General features: G+C 54.6%; 19 protein-coding genes. 16 read left to right on the top strand and 3 right to left on the bottom strand.

Annotated elements, in window-relative coordinates; all coding sequences use genetic code 11:
- Positions 1–549 precede the first annotated feature (549 nt).
- The 7 genes from HMPREF3066_RS06905 to HMPREF3066_RS06935 all read left to right on the top strand — a co-directional run bounded on the left by HMPREF3066_RS06905 (position 550) and on the right by HMPREF3066_RS06935 (position 7070).
- On the top strand, positions 550–1833 hold the full coding sequence (locus HMPREF3066_RS06905; protein WP_070441485.1) for an FAD-binding domain-containing protein: 1284 nt from the start codon (positions 550–552) through the stop codon (positions 1831–1833).
- Positions 1834–1956: 123 nt separating this feature from the next.
- Positions 1957–3102 (top strand): FUSC family protein, encoded by a 1146-nt coding sequence (locus HMPREF3066_RS06910; protein ID WP_039404506.1) that lies wholly within the window; start codon positions 1957–1959, stop codon positions 3100–3102.
- Between the two features lie 54 nt (positions 3103–3156).
- Positions 3157–3606 (top strand): CopD family copper resistance protein, encoded by a 450-nt coding sequence (locus tag HMPREF3066_RS06915; protein ID WP_016686900.1) that lies wholly within the window; start codon positions 3157–3159, stop codon positions 3604–3606.
- 80 nt (positions 3607–3686) lie between these two features.
- The gene (locus HMPREF3066_RS06920) at positions 3687–4655 is read left to right on the top strand and encodes a TerC family protein (protein ID WP_039404510.1); all 969 of its coding nucleotides are present in this window, start codon (positions 3687–3689) and stop codon (positions 4653–4655) included.
- Between the two features lie 256 nt (positions 4656–4911).
- Complete coding sequence (gene frr / locus HMPREF3066_RS06925) at positions 4912–5469, top strand: ribosome recycling factor (RefSeq protein ID WP_003758927.1); 558 nt, start codon at positions 4912–4914, stop codon at positions 5467–5469.
- A 57-nt stretch (positions 5470–5526) separates the two neighbouring features.
- A complete protein-coding gene (locus HMPREF3066_RS06930; RefSeq protein ID WP_003758925.1) occupies positions 5527–6273 on the top strand; it encodes an isoprenyl transferase in 747 nt (248 codons plus the stop codon).
- Between the two features lie 2 nt (positions 6274–6275).
- Complete coding sequence (locus HMPREF3066_RS06935; RefSeq protein WP_049223803.1) at positions 6276–7070, top strand: phosphatidate cytidylyltransferase; 795 nt, start codon at positions 6276–6278, stop codon at positions 7068–7070.
- A 5-nt stretch (positions 7071–7075) separates the two neighbouring features.
- Here the strand turns inward: HMPREF3066_RS06935 and HMPREF3066_RS13580 are convergent, their stop codons facing one another.
- Entirely contained in the window at positions 7076–7198 is a 123-nt protein-coding gene (locus HMPREF3066_RS13580) for a hypothetical protein (protein WP_308019584.1), read from the bottom strand.
- On the opposite strand from HMPREF3066_RS13580, the gene ispC reads away from it, so the two are divergent.
- From ispC to lpxA, 7 genes are all read left to right on the top strand, one after another.
- Positions 7192–8376, top strand: coding sequence for a 1-deoxy-D-xylulose-5-phosphate reductoisomerase (gene ispC, locus HMPREF3066_RS06940; RefSeq protein ID WP_070441489.1), 1185 nt, complete (start codon positions 7192–7194; stop codon positions 8374–8376). The two genes, HMPREF3066_RS13580 and ispC, sit on opposite strands and share 7 nt — an antisense overlap.
- Before the next feature lie 211 nt (positions 8377–8587).
- Positions 8588–9928 (top strand): RIP metalloprotease RseP, encoded by a 1341-nt coding sequence (gene rseP, locus HMPREF3066_RS06945; RefSeq protein ID WP_070441492.1) that lies wholly within the window; start codon positions 8588–8590, stop codon positions 9926–9928.
- Positions 9929–9932: 4 nt separating this feature from the next.
- Positions 9933–12332: an outer membrane protein assembly factor BamA gene (gene bamA, locus HMPREF3066_RS06950; RefSeq protein ID WP_070441495.1), complete on the top strand. Its 2400-nt coding sequence runs from the start codon at positions 9933–9935 to the stop codon at positions 12330–12332.
- Positions 12333–12494: 162 nt separating this feature from the next.
- Positions 12495–12998 (top strand): OmpH/Skp family outer membrane protein, encoded by a 504-nt coding sequence (locus HMPREF3066_RS06955; protein WP_372338583.1) that lies wholly within the window; start codon positions 12495–12497, stop codon positions 12996–12998.
- Between the two features lie 195 nt (positions 12999–13193).
- Complete coding sequence (gene lpxD, locus HMPREF3066_RS06960) at positions 13194–14237, top strand: UDP-3-O-(3-hydroxymyristoyl)glucosamine N-acyltransferase (RefSeq protein WP_003767855.1); 1044 nt, start codon at positions 13194–13196, stop codon at positions 14235–14237.
- Between the two features lie 124 nt (positions 14238–14361).
- The gene (gene fabZ, locus HMPREF3066_RS06965; RefSeq protein WP_070441502.1) at positions 14362–14811 is read left to right on the top strand and encodes a 3-hydroxyacyl-ACP dehydratase FabZ; all 450 of its coding nucleotides are present in this window, start codon (positions 14362–14364) and stop codon (positions 14809–14811) included.
- An 86-nt stretch (positions 14812–14897) separates the two neighbouring features.
- Positions 14898–15674, top strand: a complete 777-nt coding sequence (lpxA, locus tag HMPREF3066_RS06970) for an acyl-ACP--UDP-N-acetylglucosamine O-acyltransferase (RefSeq protein WP_039404531.1) — start codon at positions 14898–14900, stop codon at positions 15672–15674.
- 162 nt (positions 15675–15836) lie between these two features.
- Here lpxA and HMPREF3066_RS13130 read toward each other — a convergent pair whose 3' ends face one another.
- Entirely contained in the window at positions 15837–15977 is a 141-nt protein-coding gene (locus HMPREF3066_RS13130) for a hypothetical protein (RefSeq protein WP_168160659.1), read from the bottom strand.
- Between HMPREF3066_RS13130 and pdxA the strand changes: the two genes are divergently transcribed.
- Positions 15976–16986 carry a 4-hydroxythreonine-4-phosphate dehydrogenase PdxA gene (gene pdxA / locus HMPREF3066_RS06975; protein ID WP_070441503.1) on the top strand — a complete coding sequence of 337 codons (1011 nt, stop codon included), beginning with the start codon at positions 15976–15978 and terminating at the stop codon, positions 16984–16986. The two genes, HMPREF3066_RS13130 and pdxA, sit on opposite strands and share 2 nt — an antisense overlap.
- 74 nt (positions 16987–17060) lie before the next feature.
- On the opposite strand, the gene HMPREF3066_RS06980 is transcribed toward pdxA, so the two are convergent.
- Entirely contained in the window at positions 17061–17372 is a 312-nt protein-coding gene (locus tag HMPREF3066_RS06980) for a hypothetical protein (protein WP_060974667.1), read from the bottom strand.
- 231 nt (positions 17373–17603) lie between these two features.
- On the opposite strand from HMPREF3066_RS06980, the gene HMPREF3066_RS06985 reads away from it, so the two are divergent.
- Entirely contained in the window at positions 17604–18374 is a 771-nt protein-coding gene (locus tag HMPREF3066_RS06985; RefSeq protein ID WP_003741993.1) for a ParA family protein, read from the top strand.
- Positions 18375–18432 lie beyond the last annotated feature (58 nt).

Raw genomic sequence — 18432 nt, forward strand, 5'->3', positions numbered from 1 at the left:
CTGTTGTGTAAACAACGCGACAATTTTCTACATATAAGGTCGTCTGAAACTCAAAAATGCGGTTTCAGACGACCTTTGGTTTATTTGGGCAGACAAATTCAGATTGCAGGCCGGATATCCGTATTCGGTGGAGAGGTTGAGGTTTTCCCTGCTTCTTCACGACGATGAAATGTCGGCTTTGGAAATTCGATTTGCCGCTTCGAACCCGGTTAAAACGATAGTGGATGAACATTTAGCTAAATGACTTTATTTTCGATACGCAAATTATCGGTTTTCGTCATTCCCGCGCAGGCGAGAATCCATTTTTGAAACCCAGAAACTGTTTTTCAAATCAAGGTTTCTCAAGTTTCACGATGGATTCCCGCCTGCGCGGGAATGACAGAATTTGATGATATGCCGGATTTAAAGTTAAGTATGTTTGCTATAGCTGCGTTATTCCGAATCCACTTTATCTGTTATCTGCCTAAAGGCCGTCTGAAAACCGTCCGCTTTGTCCTCACAAAATTTCTGCTAAAATCAAACGCCTTATCCCTTTCAGACGACATCGCCATGCAAGCACATACATTGGTCTGGTTCCGCCGCAACCTGCGCATACGCGACAACGCCGCGTTGTCCGCCGCCGTGAAGCGGGGATTGCCTGTGGCAGGCGTGTGGGTGGCGCAGGGGTCGTCTGAAATCCCCAATCCGCGTCAGGATTGGTTTCATTATCAGGCGGCGGCGGCTTTGCATGGCTCGCTGGCGGCGCGCGGCGTGGCTTTGTATGCGGTGAACCGTGTGGAAGAATTGCCTGCTTTGGCGACGCGGTTGAATGTTCAGACTGTAATTGCAGACGAAGCCTATACGTCGTCTGAAATCGGGCAAGATAACCGCATTTGGCGGATTTTGGATGGAAAAGGCGTTGCGTTCGAGCGCGTTAACGACCGTGCCGTATTCGCCAAAGCAGACATCATGGGCAGCCACGGCGCGCCTTACACCGACTTCCCGCATTATAAAGAAGCGTGGCTGGCTTTGTTTCGGCAGCGGTTCGGCGGGCAGGATGGGGGAGGCGGACGCACTGAAATTTTTCAGACGACCTCTGTTGAAATGCCGCCGTTTCCAGCGTGGAACGGGCAGCAGGATATGGTTTCCGCACAGCGCGGCGGCGAAGATGAGGCGGACAAACAATGGCGGCATTTTGAAGAAAATATCGGGTTTTATCCGATTATGAAGGATTTCCCTGCCAGAAAAGGCACCAGCCGCTTGAGCGCGTATTTGAGCGCAGGTTGCATTTCGCCGCGCGTGTTGGCGGCCGAAGCCGCAGGGCAGGGTGCAGATGCTTGGTTGGACAACTTGATTCGGCGCGATTTCTATCAGCAGCTTGCTTACCACCGCGCCCGCATCGAGCCTGAATCCGATGCCGTGTCTGCAACGTTTTCAGACGACCTGACGGAACGCTGGCGGCAGGGGAAAATAGGTTTCCCGCTTATCGATGCCGCCATGCGCAGCCTGAAATCGGGCGGCTGGCTGCATCCCGCCCTGCGTTCCCTGACGGCAGAATTTTTGTGCGGCATCCTGCATCAGCCGTCCGAACACGGCATTGCTTGGTTCGCCGCGCAGCAAACCGATTTCGACCCCGCGTTGAACGAGGGCAACTGGCAAAACGCCGCCCGCAATGCCCGCCGACGCTCCATCGATATTATCCAAACCGCCCGCCGGCTTGATCCCGACGGCACATTCGTCCGCCGCCACATCCCCGAATTGGCGCACCTGCCTGTCAACCTCGTCCATACCCCGTGGCTCGCCTCGTCTGAAATTGACGCACACGGCTATCCGCCGCCCGTCGTCGCGCCTTAAAGGTCGTCTGAAAGCAGTATTGGGGGGTTCAGACGACCTTGCCTTCCATCCTGTCCGTATTGCCTGATTCCCGTTACAATACCGCCCGATAAACCCAAAAATCTCAACAAGATAGCCCCAATCATGAACGCCTCACAACGCGAACGCTTCGTCAAACGCTGGCTCAACTCCTACGAACGCTACCGCTACCGCCGCCTCATACACGCCGTCCGGCTCGGACTTGCCGTACTGTTTGCCACCCTGCTCGCCAAACTCCTCCACCTCCAACACGGCGAATGGATAGGCATGACCGTGTTCGTCGTACTCGGCATGCTCCAATTTCAAGGCGCGATTTACTCCAAAGCCGTCGAACGCATGCTCGGTACCGTCATCGGTTTGGGCGCAGGCCTGACCCTGTTGTGGCTCAACCAGCACTACTTCCACGGCGGCATTCTCTTTTACCTGACCGTCGGCACCGCCAGCGCAGCCGCAGGTTGGGCGGCGGTCGGCAAAAACGGCTACGTCCCCATGCTTGCCGGACTGACCATGTGCATGCTCATCGGCGACAACAGCAACAACTGGCTCGACAGCGGGCTTATGCGCGCCATGAACGTCCTGATCGGCGCCGCCATCGCCATTGTCGCCGCCAAACTCCTTCCCCTGCGCTCCACGCTCATGTGGCGGTTTATGCTTGCCGACAACCTGACCGAATGCGGCAAAATGATTGCCGAAATCAGCAACGGCAAACGCATGACCCGCGAGCGGCTGGAGCAAAACATGGTCAAAATGCGCCAAATCAACGCCCGCATGGTCAAAAGCCGCAGCCACCTCGCTGCTACATCAGGCGAAAGCCACATCAGCCCCGCCATGATGGAAGCCATGCAGCACGCCCACCGCAAAATCGTCAACACCACCGAGCTGCTCCTCACCACCGCCGCCAAGCTGCAAGCCCCTACCCTCAACGAACACGAAATCCGCCTGCTCGACCGCCATTTCAACCGCCTCCAACGCGACCTGCGCCTGACCGTCCGCCTCATCAAAGGCCACTACGCCCGCCGCATCCGCATCGACACCTCCATCAATCCCGAGCTGGGCAAACTCGCTGCCCGCCTCCATTACGAATGGCAAGGCTTCCTCTGGCTCAGCACCAATATGCGCAACGAAATCTCCGCACTCGTCATCCTCCTGCAACGCAGCCGCCGCAAGTGGCTGGACAAACACGAACTCCAACGCCTGCGTGAACACCTGCGCGAAACCCGCGAAGGCGATTTGGAAGAAGAGGTCGTCTGAAAACGTCCGACTGATGATACAATTTCACCCGAATATCCCACTTGGAACACGGTCATGAGTCTCTACGCCATCGCCCACATCATCCACCTCTATTGCGCCATCGCCTTTGTCGGCGGCGTATTTTTCGAAATGCTGGTTTTGTCCGTCATGCACACCGGCCGCGTCTCACGCGAATCGCGCCGAGAAGTCGAACGCGCCATGTCCTACCGCGCCGTCCGCGTTATGCCGCCCGTCGTCATTACGCTTTTCATCAGCGGCATCGTCATGGTATTCAACCGATACCTGCCCTTTTTGAGCCAACCCTTCGCCACCTCATTCGGTACGCTCCTTACCCTCAAAATCCTGTTGGCAGTCAGCGTCCTCGTCCATTTCGCTATCGCCGTCGTCAAAATGGCACGGCACACCCTGACCGTCGGCTGGTCCAAATACATCCACGCCGTCGTATTTTCCCATATGCTGTTTATCGTATTTTTCGCTAAAGCCATGTTTTACTTGTCTTGGTAAGCTGTTTTCAGACGACCTTTCCCCGACGGGTCGTCTGAAAAGCCACCATCCAACCACCTCATCACAAGGAATCCGAATACATGACCGAACACCCTTCCGTCGGCTCCCCCCTTTTCTACGGCGTGTTCTTCGCCGCCGTTTTCATCATGATCATCATCGACATGCTCTCGCTTAAAAAAAGCGGCGCGCATAAAGTCAGTGTCAAAGAAGCCGTCGCCTGGAGTTGCGTCTGGATCGCCGTATCCTGTGCCTTCGCAGGCTGGCTCTATTTCGAGCTGGCAGGCAACCCCCTTTACGGCGCCGTCGTTGCCAAAGAAAAAACCCTCGAATTTTTCACCGGCTACATCCTCGAAAAATCCCTTGCCGTTGACAACATCTTTGTTTTCCTGATGATTTTCGGTTACTTCAAAGTTTCCCCGAAATACCAGCACCGCGTCCTCCTTTACGGCGTGTTCGGCGCCATCGTCCTGCGCGCCCTCATGATTTTTATCGGCGCGGCACTGGTGCAGCGGTTCGAATGGATTCTCTACATTTTCGGCGCATTCCTCGTCTATACCGGCATCCATATGATGAAACCGGAATCCGAAGAAGAGGACCTCTCGCAAAACAAGATTTTGGGCTGGCTTAAAAAAGTCATCCCCGTCAGCCATCAGTTTGAAGGCGAAAAATTCTTTACTGTCGAAAACGGCAAGCGCATCGCCACCCCGCTTTTGCTCGTCCTCATCATGATAGAGTTGAGCGACGTCATCTTCGCCGTGGACAGCATTCCCGCCGTCTTCGCCGTAACCACCGACCCCTTCATCGTCCTCACCTCCAACATCTTCGCCATACTCGGGCTGCGTGCCATGTATTTCCTGCTTGCCGATGTCGCCGACCGTTTCATCTTCCTCAAATACGGCCTCGCCTTCGTCTTGAGCTTCATCGGCATCAAAATGCTGATTATGCACTGGGTGCACATCCCCATCTCCATTTCCCTCTCCGTCGTCTTCGGCGCACTGGGCGCATCCATCCTTACATCGCTGGTGTACACGCGTCAGCAGCAGAAATAAGTTTGGCGGATAAAGGAAGGTCGTCTGAAAGCGGAAAAACCGTTTTCAGACGACCTTTTTTGCTGATGCAGCCCTCTATACATCCTATTTGTAACGGCATTTAAATATCAGTTAAGAAACAAGGCCCAAAACCGCCCCTGCCTTGTCGGAATCGCCGAATGACGGTACTATGCGCAGTTAACAGCTTGATTTGCCGTTCGGATGGTCATGCGTCCGAGCGAGGTTTTAAATTCAGTATCTTATTTGAAAGCAGAAAATGATTAACGATATTCAAAAAACAGCGGAAAGCAAAATGCAGCGCTCGGTAGAAGTGCTGAAAGAGAATTTGGCGAAAGTGCGTACCGGCCGTGCGCATACCGGTCTGTTGGACCAAGTGGAAGTCGAATACTGGGGCAGCATGGTTCCGGTCAGCCAAGTTGCCAACGTGACGCTTCTGGACGCGCGTACCATCGGCGTGAAACCTTTTGAAAGCAATATGGCGGCCAAAGTCGAGAAAGCCATCCGCGATTCAAACTTGGGTCTGAACCCGGCAGCCGTCGGCGATTTGATCCGCGTGCCTATGCCTATGTTGACCGAAGAGCGCCGTAAAGATTTGATTAAAGTCGTACGCAGCGAAGCGGAAGAAGGACGCGTGTCCATCCGCAACGTGCGCCGCGATGCAAACGATCACATCAAAAAACTCTTGAAAGACAAAGAAATTTCCGAAGATGAAGCACGTCGCGGCGAAGAGGCGGTTCAAAAACTGACCGACAAATACATCGCCGAAGCCGACAAAACGCTGGCTGCCAAAGAAGAAGATTTGATGGCGATTTAAATCCTTGTCCGCGGCGTTTCAGACGACCTTTGAACCGCCGCGCTGCGAAAGGCAGATATGAAGAGCAGCACGCAGACCATTTTGGAACATACTTCGGTTCCGAAGCATATCGCCGTGATTATGGACGGCAACGGCCGTTGGGCGAAAAAGCGTTTCCTTCCCCGCGTGATGGGGCACAAACGCGGCTTGGACGCGTTGGAAAATATGGTGAAGCATTGCGCCAAACTGGGTGTGCAATATCTGACCGTGTTTGCCTTTTCGACTGAAAACTGGCGCCGCCCCGAAGACGAAGTGTCGTTCCTGATGGGGCTGTTTTTGCAGGCTTTGCAAAAACAGGTGCGCCGTCTGCACGAAAACAATATGCGCCTGAAGGTGTTGGGCAGCCGCGAACGCTTCAACCGGCAGATTCTGCAAGGCATCGAAGAAGCGGAAGCGTTGACGGCGAACAATACCGGCCTGACCCTGAGCATCGCCGCGGATTACGGCGGCCGCTGGGATATTTTGCAGGCGGCAAACAAACTGATTGCCGAAGGCGTATCCGAGATTACGGAAGATGCGCTGGCGAAACACTTGATGCTGGGCGATGCGCCGGAGCCGGATTTGTTCATCCGCACCGGCGGCGAAACGCGCATCAGCAATTTCCTGCTTTGGCAGATGGCGTATGCCGAACTTTATTTTACCGATACCCTGTGGCCCGATTTTGACAGCAAAGCCTTGGACGATGCTGTCGCCTCGTTCCAAAAACGCGAACGGCGCTTCGGCCGCACTTCGGAACAGCTGCCGGTAGAGCAGCAAAGGGGTTAAAAATGTTGAAACAACGGATTATCACGGCGCTGTGGATGCTGCCGTTGATGCTCGGTATGCTGTTTTACGCGCCGCAATGGCTGTGGGCGGCATTTTGCGGATTGATTTCCCTGGTTACGCTGTGGGAATACGCCCGCATGAGCGGATTGGAAAAACTGAAAACCAATCATTATCTCGCCGCGACGCTGGTGTTCGGCGTCATCGCCTACGCAGGCGGTTGGACGCTGCCGGATATCGTCTGGTACGCCGTTTTGGCGTTTTGGCTGGTCGTTATGCCTTTGTGGCTGAAATTCAAATGGAAATTGAACGGCGGCTGGCAGGCTTATACCGTCGGCTGGCTTTTGGTCATGCCGTTTTGGTTCGCACTCATGTCCCTGCGTCCTCATCCCGATTACGCCTTGTCGCTGCTCGCCGTGATGGGTTTGGTGTGGGTTGCCGATGTTTGCGCTTATTTCAGCGGCAAAGCGTTCGGCAAACACAAAATCGCACCGACCGTCAGCCCCGGCAAGAGCTGGGAAGGCGCAATCGGCGGCGCGATTTGCGTGGCAGTGTACATGACTGTGGTGTGGTGGGCTGGTTGGCTCACGTTTGACGCAGGCTGGTTCAATACCGTGTTAATCGGTTTGGTGTTGACTGTTGTCAGCGTATGCGGCGACCTGTTGGAAAGCTGGCTCAAACGCGCGGCGGGCATCAAAGACAGCAGCAATCTGCTGCCCGGACACGGCGGCGTGTTTGACCGCGTGGACAGCCTGATTGCCGTCATCAGCGTCTATGCCGCCTTTGAAAGCTTGTTCTGAAGCGGTTAAAAATCGTTGGAACACATCAAACACAATATCGAATAAGCGTTTTCAGACGACCTTTCCGACCTCAAGCCCAAAGGTCGTCTGAAATCCGAAAGCAGTACATAAAGAACGCACCATGACACCACAAGTCCTGACCATATTAGGCAGTACCGGCAGCATAGGCGAAAGCACGCTGGACGTTGTCTCCCGCCACCCCGAAAAATTCCGCGTATTTGCGCTGGCGGGGCATAAGCAGGTTGAGAAACTGGCGGTTCAATGTCAAACGCTCCGCCCCGAATATGCCGTCGTTGCCGATGCCGAACACGCCGCCCGGCTTGAAGCCCTGTTGAAACGCGACGGTGCGGCGACGCAGGTTTTACACGGCGCGCAGGCATTGGTTGATGTGGCGTCTGCCGACGAAGTCAGCGGTGTCATGTGCGCCATCGTCGGTGCGGCGGGGCTGCCCTCCGCGCTGGCGGCGGCGCAAAAAGGCAAAACCATTTATCTGGCGAACAAAGAGACGCTGGTAGTTTCCGGCGCGTTGTTTATGGAAACCGCGCGCGAAAACGGTGCGGTAGTGTTGCCCATCGACAGCGAACACAACGCTATTTTCCAAGTTTTGCCGCGCGATTATACAGGTCGTCTGAACGAACACGGTATCCGTTCGATTATCCTGACTGCTTCCGGCGGTCCGTTTCTGACGACCGATTTAGGCACGTTCGACAGCATTACGCCCGCCCAAGCCGTGAAACACCCCAATTGGAGCATGGGTCGCAAAATTTCTGTCGATTCCGCCACCATGATGAACAAAGGTTTGGAGCTGATTGAAGCGCATTGGCTGTTCAACTGCCCGCCTGACAAGCTCGAAGTCGTCATCCATCCGCAGTCCGTGATACACAGCATGGTGCGCTACCGCGACGGCTCCGTGCTGGCGCAACTGGGCAATCCCGATATGCGTACGCCCATCGCTTATTGTTTGGGCTTGCCCGAGCGCATCGATTCGGGTGTCGGCGATCTGGATTTCGACGCATTGTCTGCGTTGACCTTCCAAAAGCCCGACTTTGACCGCTTCCCCTGCCTGAAGCTTGCCTATGAAGCCATGAACGCGGGCGGAGCCGCGCCCTGTGTTTTGAACGCCGCCAACGAAGCCGCCGTCGCCGCCTTCTTAGACGGGCAGATTAAGTTTACCGACATTGTCAAAACCGTCGCCCACTGTCTCGCACAAGACTTTTCAGACGACCTCGGCAACATCGAAAACCTGCTGGCGCAAGACGCCGTTACCCGCAGGCAGGCGCAGGAATTTATCGCCGCATTGGGATAAACCGTGCCGCAACGATAAAAAATGACAGGTCGTCTGAAAACCCGCCCACCCGTCATGTGTGGCGGACAAAACGGCAGACTGACTTTATAATCGGCAAAATAACGCCAATAATATTTTCTACACATTGCGAATGCTTTTCAGACGACCCCTGCCTTGATACGTCGTCTGAAACATCGATAACGTCAACCCATACCCAACCAGAGAGATTCTTTTGCAAACCCTTCTAGCTTTTATTTTCGCCATCCTGATTTTGGTCAGCCTGCACGAGTTCGGACACTACATCGTCGCCAGATTGTGCGGCGTCAAAGTCGTCCGCTTTTCCGTCGGCTTCGGCAAACCGTTTTTCAGCAGAAAGCGCGGCGATACCGAATGGTGTTTGGCGCCCATCCCCTTGGGCGGCTATGTCAAAATGGTCGATACGCGCGAGGGCGAAGTGGCGCAGGCAGACCTGCCTTACGCATTCGACAAACAGCATCCCGCCAAACGCATCGCCATCGTCGCCGCAGGTCCGCTGACCAATCTCGCGCTGGCGGTTCTGCTTTACGGCTTGAGTTTTTCCTTCGGCGTTACCGAAATCCGCCCTTATGTCGGCATGGTCGAGCAAAATACCATTGCCTCAAAAGCAGGTTTTCAGCCCGGAGACAAAATTATTTCGGTTAACGGCGTTAACGTCGGCGAGTGGGAAAAAGCCCAGCAAGAAATCGTGTTGAACATCGAGTCAGGCAAGGTAAATGTTGCCGTTCAGACGACCTCGGGACAAGAAACCATGCGGATTATCGATGCCGCAGGCACGCCTGAAGCAGGTAAAATTGCGAAAAACCAAGGCTATATCGGGTTGTCGCCTTTTAAAATCACCACCCGTGTCGGCAAAATGACAGAAAACAGCCCGGCTGAAAAAGCCGGTTTGAAAAAAGGCGACAAGCTGATCAGTGCCGACGGACAAGACATCGAGTCTTGGCAGCAATGGGTGGAAATCGTACGCCAAAGCCCGGGCAAGAAAATCGAATTGATTTATGAGCGCGACGGTAAAACCGTTCAGACGACCATCCGCCCCGACAGTATCCAGCAACCCGACAGAACGCTGGTCGGCAGGGTGGGCTTCGGTCCTCAGGGCGACGAAGCGTGGACAAAAGAAATCAAGCGCGAATATAAGCCGTCTGTCGCAGAAGCATTTGCGATGGGCTGGGACAAAACCGTCAACAACGCTTGGATGACGGTAAAATTCTTCGGAAAACTGATTACAGGCAATGCCTCCCTGAACCATATTTCAGGCCCGCTGACCATTGCCGACGTCGCCGGGAAAACGGCACAGCTGGGATTTCAAAGCTATTTGGAATTTCTCGCATTGGTCAGCATTAGTTTAGGCGTGTTGAACTTGTTGCCCATTCCCGTATTGGACGGCGGGCATTTGGTGTTCTACACTGCCGAATGGATACGCGGAAAGCCCTTGAGCGAGCGCATACAGGCAATCGGCCTGCGCCTCGGACTGGCTGCCATGCTGTTCATGATGGCACTGGCTTTCTTTAATGACATCAACCGTTTGTTTGGATAATTTTATGAAATTGAAACAGATTGCTTCTGCTTTGATGGTATTGGGCATGTCGCCTTTGGCATTTGCCGACTTCACCATTCAAGACATCCGCGTCGAAGGTTTGCAGCGCACCGAGCCGAGTACGGTCTTCAACTACCTGCCCGTCAAAGTCGGCGACCAATTCAGCGACGCACGCAGCGAAGAAATCATCAAAACTCTGTATGCGACCGGTTTTTTTGACGATGTCCGCGTAGAGACCATGGGCAATCAGGTCTTACTGACCGTTATCGAGCGCCCGACCATCAGCACGCTGAACATTACCGGCGCGAAAATGCTGCAAAACGATGTGATCAAGAAAAACCTTGAATCCTTCGGTTTGGCGCAATCCCAATACTTCAATCCTGCCACGCTGAGCCAGTCTGTCGCCAGCCTGAAGGAAGAATACAAAAGCCGCGGCAAACAGTCAGTCCAAATCACGCCGACCGTCACCAAACTCGCGCGTAACCGCGTTTCCATCGACATCGCCATCGATGAGGGTAAAACCACCAAGATTACCGACATTGAATTTGAAGGCAACAAAGTCTATTCCGACCGCAAGCTCATGAAGCAAATGTCTTTGAGCGAAGGCGGTATGTGGACTTGGCTGACCAAGAGCAACCAGTTTAACGAGCAAAAATTCTCGCAAGATATGGAGCGCATCAGCGAGTTCTACCAAAACAACGGCTACTTCAATTTCCGCATTCTGGATACCGACATCCAGACCAACGAAGACAAAACCAAGCAAACCATCAAAATCACGGTTGACGAGGGTGAACGCTTCCGTTGGGGCGACGTGCGCATAGAAGGCGACACCCGCGAAGTGCCGAAAGAAGAGCTGCAAAAACTTCTGACCATGAAAAAGGGCAAATGGTACGAACGCGCCCAAATGGTCAAATCGCTCGAAGCCATTCAAAACCGCATGGGTACGGCAGGCTACGCGTTCAGCGAAGTCAACGTTCAGCCAGTGCCCAATGCCGAGACCCAAACTGTCGATTTCGTCCTGAATGTCGAACCCGGCCGCAAAATCTATGTGAACGAAATCAACATCACCGGCAACAACAAAACCCGTGACGAAGTCGTACGCCGCGAATTGCGTCAGATGGAATCCGCGCCTTACGACACTTCCAAGCTGCAACGTTCCAAAGAGCGTGTCGAGCTGCTGGGCTACTTCGACAACGTACAATTCGATGCCGTACCGGTTGCCAATACGCCCGACCAAGTCGATTTGAACATGAGCGTGAACGAGCGTTCTACCGGTTCGCTGGATATGAGCGCGGGCTGGGTTCAGGATACCGGCTTGGTCATGTCTGTGGGCGTTTCCCAAGACAACCTGTTCGGTACGGGTAAATCCGTTTCCCTGCGTGCTTCACGAAGCAAAACCACGCTGAACGGCTCGCTGTCGTTTACCGATCCGTATTTCACACCCGACGGCGTGAGCCTCGGTTACGATATTTACGGCAAGTCTTACGACCCGCGTAAAGCCTCTTCCAGCGCGAAACAATATAAAACCACCACCGCAGGCGGCGGCGTGCGCATGGGTATCCCCGTTACCGAATACGACCGCGTCAATTTGGGTCTGGCGGCGGAACACCTGACCGTGAATACCTACAAAGGCGCGCCTAAACGTTATGCCGACTTTATCAACCAATACGGTAAAGGCACGGGCGGCGTGGGCAGCTTCAAAGGCTGGCTGTACAAAGGTACGATCGGTTGGGGACGCAATAAAACCGACAGCGCCTTGTGGCCGACCCGCGGTTACATGACCGGCATCAACGGTGAAATCGCCCTGCCGGGCAGCGACCTGCAATACTACACACTGACCCACAACCAAACCTGGTTCTTCCCGCTGACCAAAGACTTCACCCTGATGCTCGGCGGCGAAGTCGGCGTCGGCAACGGCTACGGCAAAACGAAAACCATGCCGTTCTTTGAAAACTTCTACGGCGGCGGCTTAGGCTCCGTACGCGGTTACGAGAGCGGTACGCTGGGTCCGAAAGTTTATGACGAATACGGCGAGAAAATCAGCTACGGCGGCAACAAAAAAGCCAACGTTTCCGCCGAGTTGCTGTTCCCGATGCCGGGCATCAAAGATTCCCGCTCCGTCCGTCTGAGTCTGTTTGCCGACGCGGGCAGCGTATGGGACGGCAAAACTTATAACGACAGCAGTAGCAATACCTACTACACCAACAATGCCGCTCAAAACCCATACGGCTTAGGCAAGACCCACAAATCGACCTTCAAGGAAGAGTTGCGCTACTCTGCCGGTGCGGCAGTAACTTGGCTCTCGCCGTTGGGTCCGATGAAGTTCAGCTACGCTTACCCGATCAAGAAAAAAGACAGCGACGAAATCCAACGCTTCCAGTTCCAATTGGGTACCACATTCTGACGTAGGCAGAAAAAGGTCGTCTGAAAACTGACATCCCTATGTAGATAAACGTTTTCAGACGACCTGAAGGAAAAGGGGCAGGGCGTCCTGCCTCTTTTTTAAAACAAACCGTCATCCCGCTGATGGGCGGGATACAAAATCAAGGAAATCCAGATGAACATCATTGCCAACGCCTTCCGCCTCGGCGGCGCGGCTTTATTGGGCTTCGGGTTGATGAACCAAGCTGCGGCGGCGGAAGCCGTACAGAAAATCGGCTTTATCAATACCGAGCGCGTTTATCTTGAGTCCAAGCAGGCGCAACGCATTCAGACGACCTTGGAAAAAGAATTCCGCAGCCGTCAGGACGCTTTGCAGAAATTGCAGCAAGAAGGTGAGAAGCTCGAAAAATCCCTGTCCGAAGGCAAATTGCAGGGCAAAGAGCGTGAAGCTGCGGCAAAACGCTGGGGCGAGCTGGTTCAGCAGTTCCGCAAGAAACAGGCGGAGCTGGCAGAAGACTACAATCTGCGCCGCAACGAAGAATTTGCCGCCCTCCAGCAAAACGCCAACCGCATCATCGTCGATCTTGCCAAACGCGAAGGCTACGATGTGATTTTGCAGGACGTGATTTACGTCAACGCGCGTTACGACATTACCGACAGCGTGATTAAAGCCCTGAATACACGTTAATCGGAAGGCTGAACGAGATACAGCAAACCTGTTTTCAGACGACCTCTTTCACTCGAAGGGTCGTCTGAAAATCCAATAAACGATATAATTACCTGTCTTATCACTCCTGCCGGCATACGTTTTAGGCAAACCGTTCTGTCCGACTGCTCCCGCCGTCCCTTTCAGACGACCTCATCCCAAAGCTTACGAAACATCATGACTTCAAAAACCTACACCCTGTCTCAAATCACAGCGCAGCTTGGCGGCGAATGGCGCGGCAAGGACATTTCCGTCGCCGCCGTGCGCCCGCTCGCAGACGCGCAGGCGGAACACATCAGCTTCCTCGCCAATCCGAAATACAAAGCCGAAGTCCACGACAGCAGCGCGGGTGCGGTCATCGTTTCCGCCAAAGCAGTGGACGAATTTGAAGGACGCAACCTGATTGTTGCCGACGATCCCTATCTCTATTTCGCCAAAGTCGCCCGCCTGTTTTCACCCATCGTCAAAGCGCGCGGCGGCATCCATCCAACCGCCGTCGTCGAAGAAAGTGCGACCGTTCCTGCCAGCTGCGAAATCGGCGCAAACGCCTACATCGGCGCGAACACCGTACTCGGCGAAGGCTGCCGCATCTTGGCAAACGCCGTTGTCCAACACGACTGCAAACTGGGAGACGAAGTCGTCCTGCATCCCAACGCCGTCGTTTATTACGGCTGCACACTGGGCAACCGCGTCGAAATCCATAGCGGCGCAGTCATCGGCGCGGACGGTTTCGGACTCGCCTTCGCCGGCGATTCATGGTTTAAAATCCCGCAAACCGGCGCGGTAACGCTGGGCGACGACGTAGAAATCGGTTCGAACACCAACATCGACCGCGGCGCGATGAGCGACACCACCGTCGGCAACGGCACCAAAATCGACAACCAAGTCCAAATCGGACACAACTGCAAAATCGGTTCGCACACCGTCATCGCCGCCAAAACCGGCATCTCAGGCAGCGTTACCATCGGCAGCTACTGCATCATCGGCGGCGGCGTCGGTACGGTCGGACACATCGAAATCGCCGACAAAACCACCATCGGCGGCGGCACGTCCGTGACCCACAGCATTACCGAAAGCGGCAAACACCTCGCCGGCATCTTCCCAATGTCCACCCATAAAGAATGGGCGCGCAACGCCGTTTACATCCACCGCCTGAGCGAAATGAACAAACGCCTCAAAACATTGGAAAACCGTCTGAGCGACAGCGAAAAAGACGAATAATCCCACAATCGGTTTACATGGCGGATGCGCTTTAAATCCCGACAAAGCGGCAAAGCCAGCCGTTTTAAAGCCCCCGCGATGAAACCGCCCAGCCAACCCCGAAATACCAAGGAATACGACGAACATGGACGTACAACTCCCCATCGAAGCCAAAGACATCCAAAAACTCATTCCCCACCGCTACCCGTTTTTGCAACTCGACCGCATCACCGCCTTCGAGTCCATGAAAACCCTGACCGCGATTAAAAACGTCACCATGAACGAGCCGCAGTTCCAAGGCCATTTCCCCGACCTGCCCGTCATGCCCGGCGTACTCATCATCGAAGCCATGGCGCAAGCCTGCGGCACACTCGCCATCCTCAGCGAAGGCGGCCGCAAAGACAACGAATTCTTCTTCTTCGCCGGCATAGACGAAGCCCGCTTCAAACGCCAAGTCATCCCCGGCGACCAGCTTGTTTTCGAAGTCGAGCTGCTGACCAACAAACGCGGCATCGGCAAATTCAGCGCCGTCGCCAAAGTGGACGGACAAGTCGCCGTCGAAGCCATCATCATGTGTGCCAAACGCGTGGTTTGAGTGTTCAGAAAAAGGTCGTCTGAAAGTTTTCAGACGACCTGTTGCCGTCGCGCATCTTCGCGGCAACACGACAGGAAAGGAAAAACATGACCCTCATCCACCCGACCGCCGTCATTGACCCCAAAGCCGAACTCGACTCCAGCGTCAAAGTCGGCGCGTACACCGTTATCGGCCCCAACGTCCAAATCGGCGCGAACACCGAAATCGGCCCGCATACCGTCATCAACGGCCACACCACCATCGGCGAAAACAACCGCATTTTCCAATTTGCCAGCCTCGGCGAAATCCCGCAGGACAAAAAATACCGCGACGAGCCGACCAAGCTGATTATCGGCAACGGCAACACCATCCGCGAATTCACCACCTTCAACCTCGGCACGGTAACCGGCATCGGCGAAACCCGCGTCGGAGACGACAACTGGATTATGGCGTACTGCCATCTCGCGCACGACTGCGTCATCGGCAACCACACCATCTTCGCCAACAACGCCTCGCTTGCCGGACACGTTACCATCGGCGACTACGTCGTCTTGGGCGGCTACACGCTGGTGTTCCAGTTCTGCCAAATCGGCGACTACGCCATGACCGCCTTCGCCGCAGGCGTACACAAAGACGTACCGCCGTACTTCATGGCGGCAGGCTACCGCGCCGAACCCGCAGGCATCAACAGCGAAGGCATGCGCCGCAACGGCTTCACCGCCGAGCAGATCGCCGCCGTCAAAGATGTGTATAAAACCATCTACCACCGCGGCATCCCGTTTGAAGAAGCCAAAGCCGACATCCTCCGCCGCGCCGAAACGCAGGCCGAGTTGGCGGTGTTTAAAGACTTCTTCGCCCAATCTACGCGCGGGATTATCCGCTGAAAAAATCTGCCTGCCTGAAGGTCGTCTGAAAATGTGGCAGGGTTGCCGTTTCAGACAGCCTTCAACTCTGCTGGAACTGATGGGTCGGATTTTTGAATCCGGCCTTTTTGTAGCGGATTACAATAGGGTTGATTCATTTGTTTTTTAATACGGACTCTGCCGTCATTCCCGCGCGTAGGTATGACGGGATGGCGGAGTCTTATTGGAATCCGCCCTATATTGCAAAGATGAAAACAAAGGTCGTCTGAAATCCCCATCAACCACTTTCAGACGACCTTTATCCAGATTAAGGAATCGCATCATGTCTCTTCCCGTATTGGCAGTTACCTCCGGCGAGCCTGCCGGTATCGGTCCCGATATTTGTTTGGATTTGGCGTTTGCCGAGTTGCCGTGCCGCCCCGTCGTTTTGGGCGACAAAGGCCTATTGGCGCAGCGGGCGGAGATGTTGGGTAAAAACGTTGTCTTGCGGGATTTTGTATCAGGTAATGCCGATAAAGTCCCGTTGTGCCATGGGGAATTGGAAGTTTTGCATATTCCGCTTGCCGCTCCTTGCGAAGCAGGCAGGCTCAATCCCGCCAATGCGCGTTATGTCTTGCAACTGCTGGACACGGCATATCAAGGCATTACCGAAGGCATATTCGACGGCATGGTAACCGCGCCGCTGCACAAAGGCATCATTAATGATGCAGGTGCGGCTGGCGGATTCTTCAGCGGACATACCGAATACCTCGCCGAAAAAAGTCAGACGGAACAAGTCGTCATGATGTTGGCAGGCGGCGGGCTGCGCGTCGCTTTGGTTACGACCCATTTACCGCTGCGCGCGGTCGCCGATGCCGTAACACAGCCGCTCGTCGAGTCTGTCGTCCGTATTTTGAACGCCGATTTGCGCGACAAATTCGGCATTGCCCAACCGCATATCCTGGTTACCGGATTGAATCCGCATGCAGGCGAGGGCGGACATTTGGGACACGAAGAAGCCGAAATCATCACCCCTGCGCTGACCCGCCTCAAAAGCGAAGGCATATACGTCAGCGGCCCATATCCGGCAGACACGGTGTTTCAGCCGTTTTTGCTGAAAGATGCCGATGCCGTTTTGGCGATGTATCACGATCAAGGGCTGCCGACGCTGAAATATGCCGGTTTCGGACAAGGCGTCAACATTACGCTCGGACTGCCGTTTATCCGTACTTCCGTTGACCACGGTACCGCGCTGGATTTGGCGGGAACAGGCAAAGCTGCCTCCGGCAGCCTGATTGAAGCTGTCCGCACCGCTTTGGAAATGGTGGCAGAAATCCGCAAAAAACAGCGTTAAACAAGACGGAATGCCGTTAAAAAGGTCGTCTGAAACCCGATTCCGTTTCAGACGACCTTGTTATTCAAATCCCGTTATTCGTATTTTTCGCAATGGATAGCAGAGTCTTCGCAGAACATCGCCGAAGTTTCCGCATTGCAGGCACGGCGGACAGCGCGGCGCGCTTCCCATTCGTTTTTCCCCGAAGCCTCAAACAATTTCTGAAACGGCTTGACGCTGCACACATAAACCCGATTCGGGTTGCGCGAACCCGATAAGATAATGCGTTCCAAGCTGGCGACGCGGGCTTCTAAAACTTCAATTCTCTCCTTCAATTCGGCAACCGAAGCCGCATTGGCCGCAGGCAAAACAACGGCAAGCAACAGGGCAAAGAAAGATTTTTTCATGGTATATCTCTAGGGCAGTTAAAAAAACGGCATATTGTATAGCAAGCCCACTTTAAATCAGCCGGCATTACCCCGCCTTGTCTGGATTTAAAGAGAATTTACCGAAACGCAGGCAGAAATACGACAAAGACGCCTCTGCCCATTGCCGCCTCCTTTTCAGACGACCTTATACCCATTTCAAGCAAAAAACGTTAAAATTCCGCCATTCACCTATCCGACAGCAGCAAAAACATGAGCGCACAAATCCTCGCCGTCGCCAACCAAAAAGGCGGCGTCGGCAAAACCACCACCACCGTCAACCTCGCGGCATCGCTCGCCTCCAAAGGCAAACGCGTCCTCGTCATCGACCTCGACCCGCAAGGCAACGCCACCACCGGCAGCGGCATAGACAAAGCCCGCCTCGAAGAAGGCGTGTACCAAGTCGTCTTGGGCGATACCGACATCAAGACTGCCGTCGTCCGCAGCGGAGACGGCAGCTACGACGTACTCGGCGCCAACCGCGCGCTTGCCGGTGCCGAAATCGAGCTGGTGCAAGAAATCGCCCGCGAAATCCGCCTCAAAAACGCCCTGCAAACCGTCGAAAACGACTACGACTTTGTCCTCATCGACTGCCCCCCTTCGCTGACCCTGCTCACGCTCAACGGACTCGTCGCCGCCAACGGCGTCATCGTCCCCATGTTGTGCGAATACTATGCCCTCGAAGGCATCTCCGACCTCATCGCCACCGTGCGCAAAATCCGTCAGGCAATTAACCCGCGCCTCGACATCACCGGCATCGTCCGCACCCTCTACGACAGCCGCAGCCGCCTCGTCGTCGAAGTTAGCGAACAGCTTTTCCAACATTTCGGCAACCTGATGTTCCAAACCGTCATCCCCCGCAACGTCCGCCTCGCCGAAGCCCCCAGCCACGGCATGCCCGCACTCGCCTACGACGCCAACGCCAAAGGCACCAAAGCCTACCTCGCCTTGGCGGAAGAACTGTTGGAACGTACTAAAGGTTGAGTTAGCCTGAAAGATAAAGTCTGGAAGATATAGTGGATTAACTTTAAACCAGTACGGC

This window comes from Neisseria sp. HMSC03D10 (assembly GCF_001807625.1).
Classification (GTDB): Bacteria; Pseudomonadota; Gammaproteobacteria; order Burkholderiales; family Neisseriaceae; genus Neisseria; species Neisseria mucosa.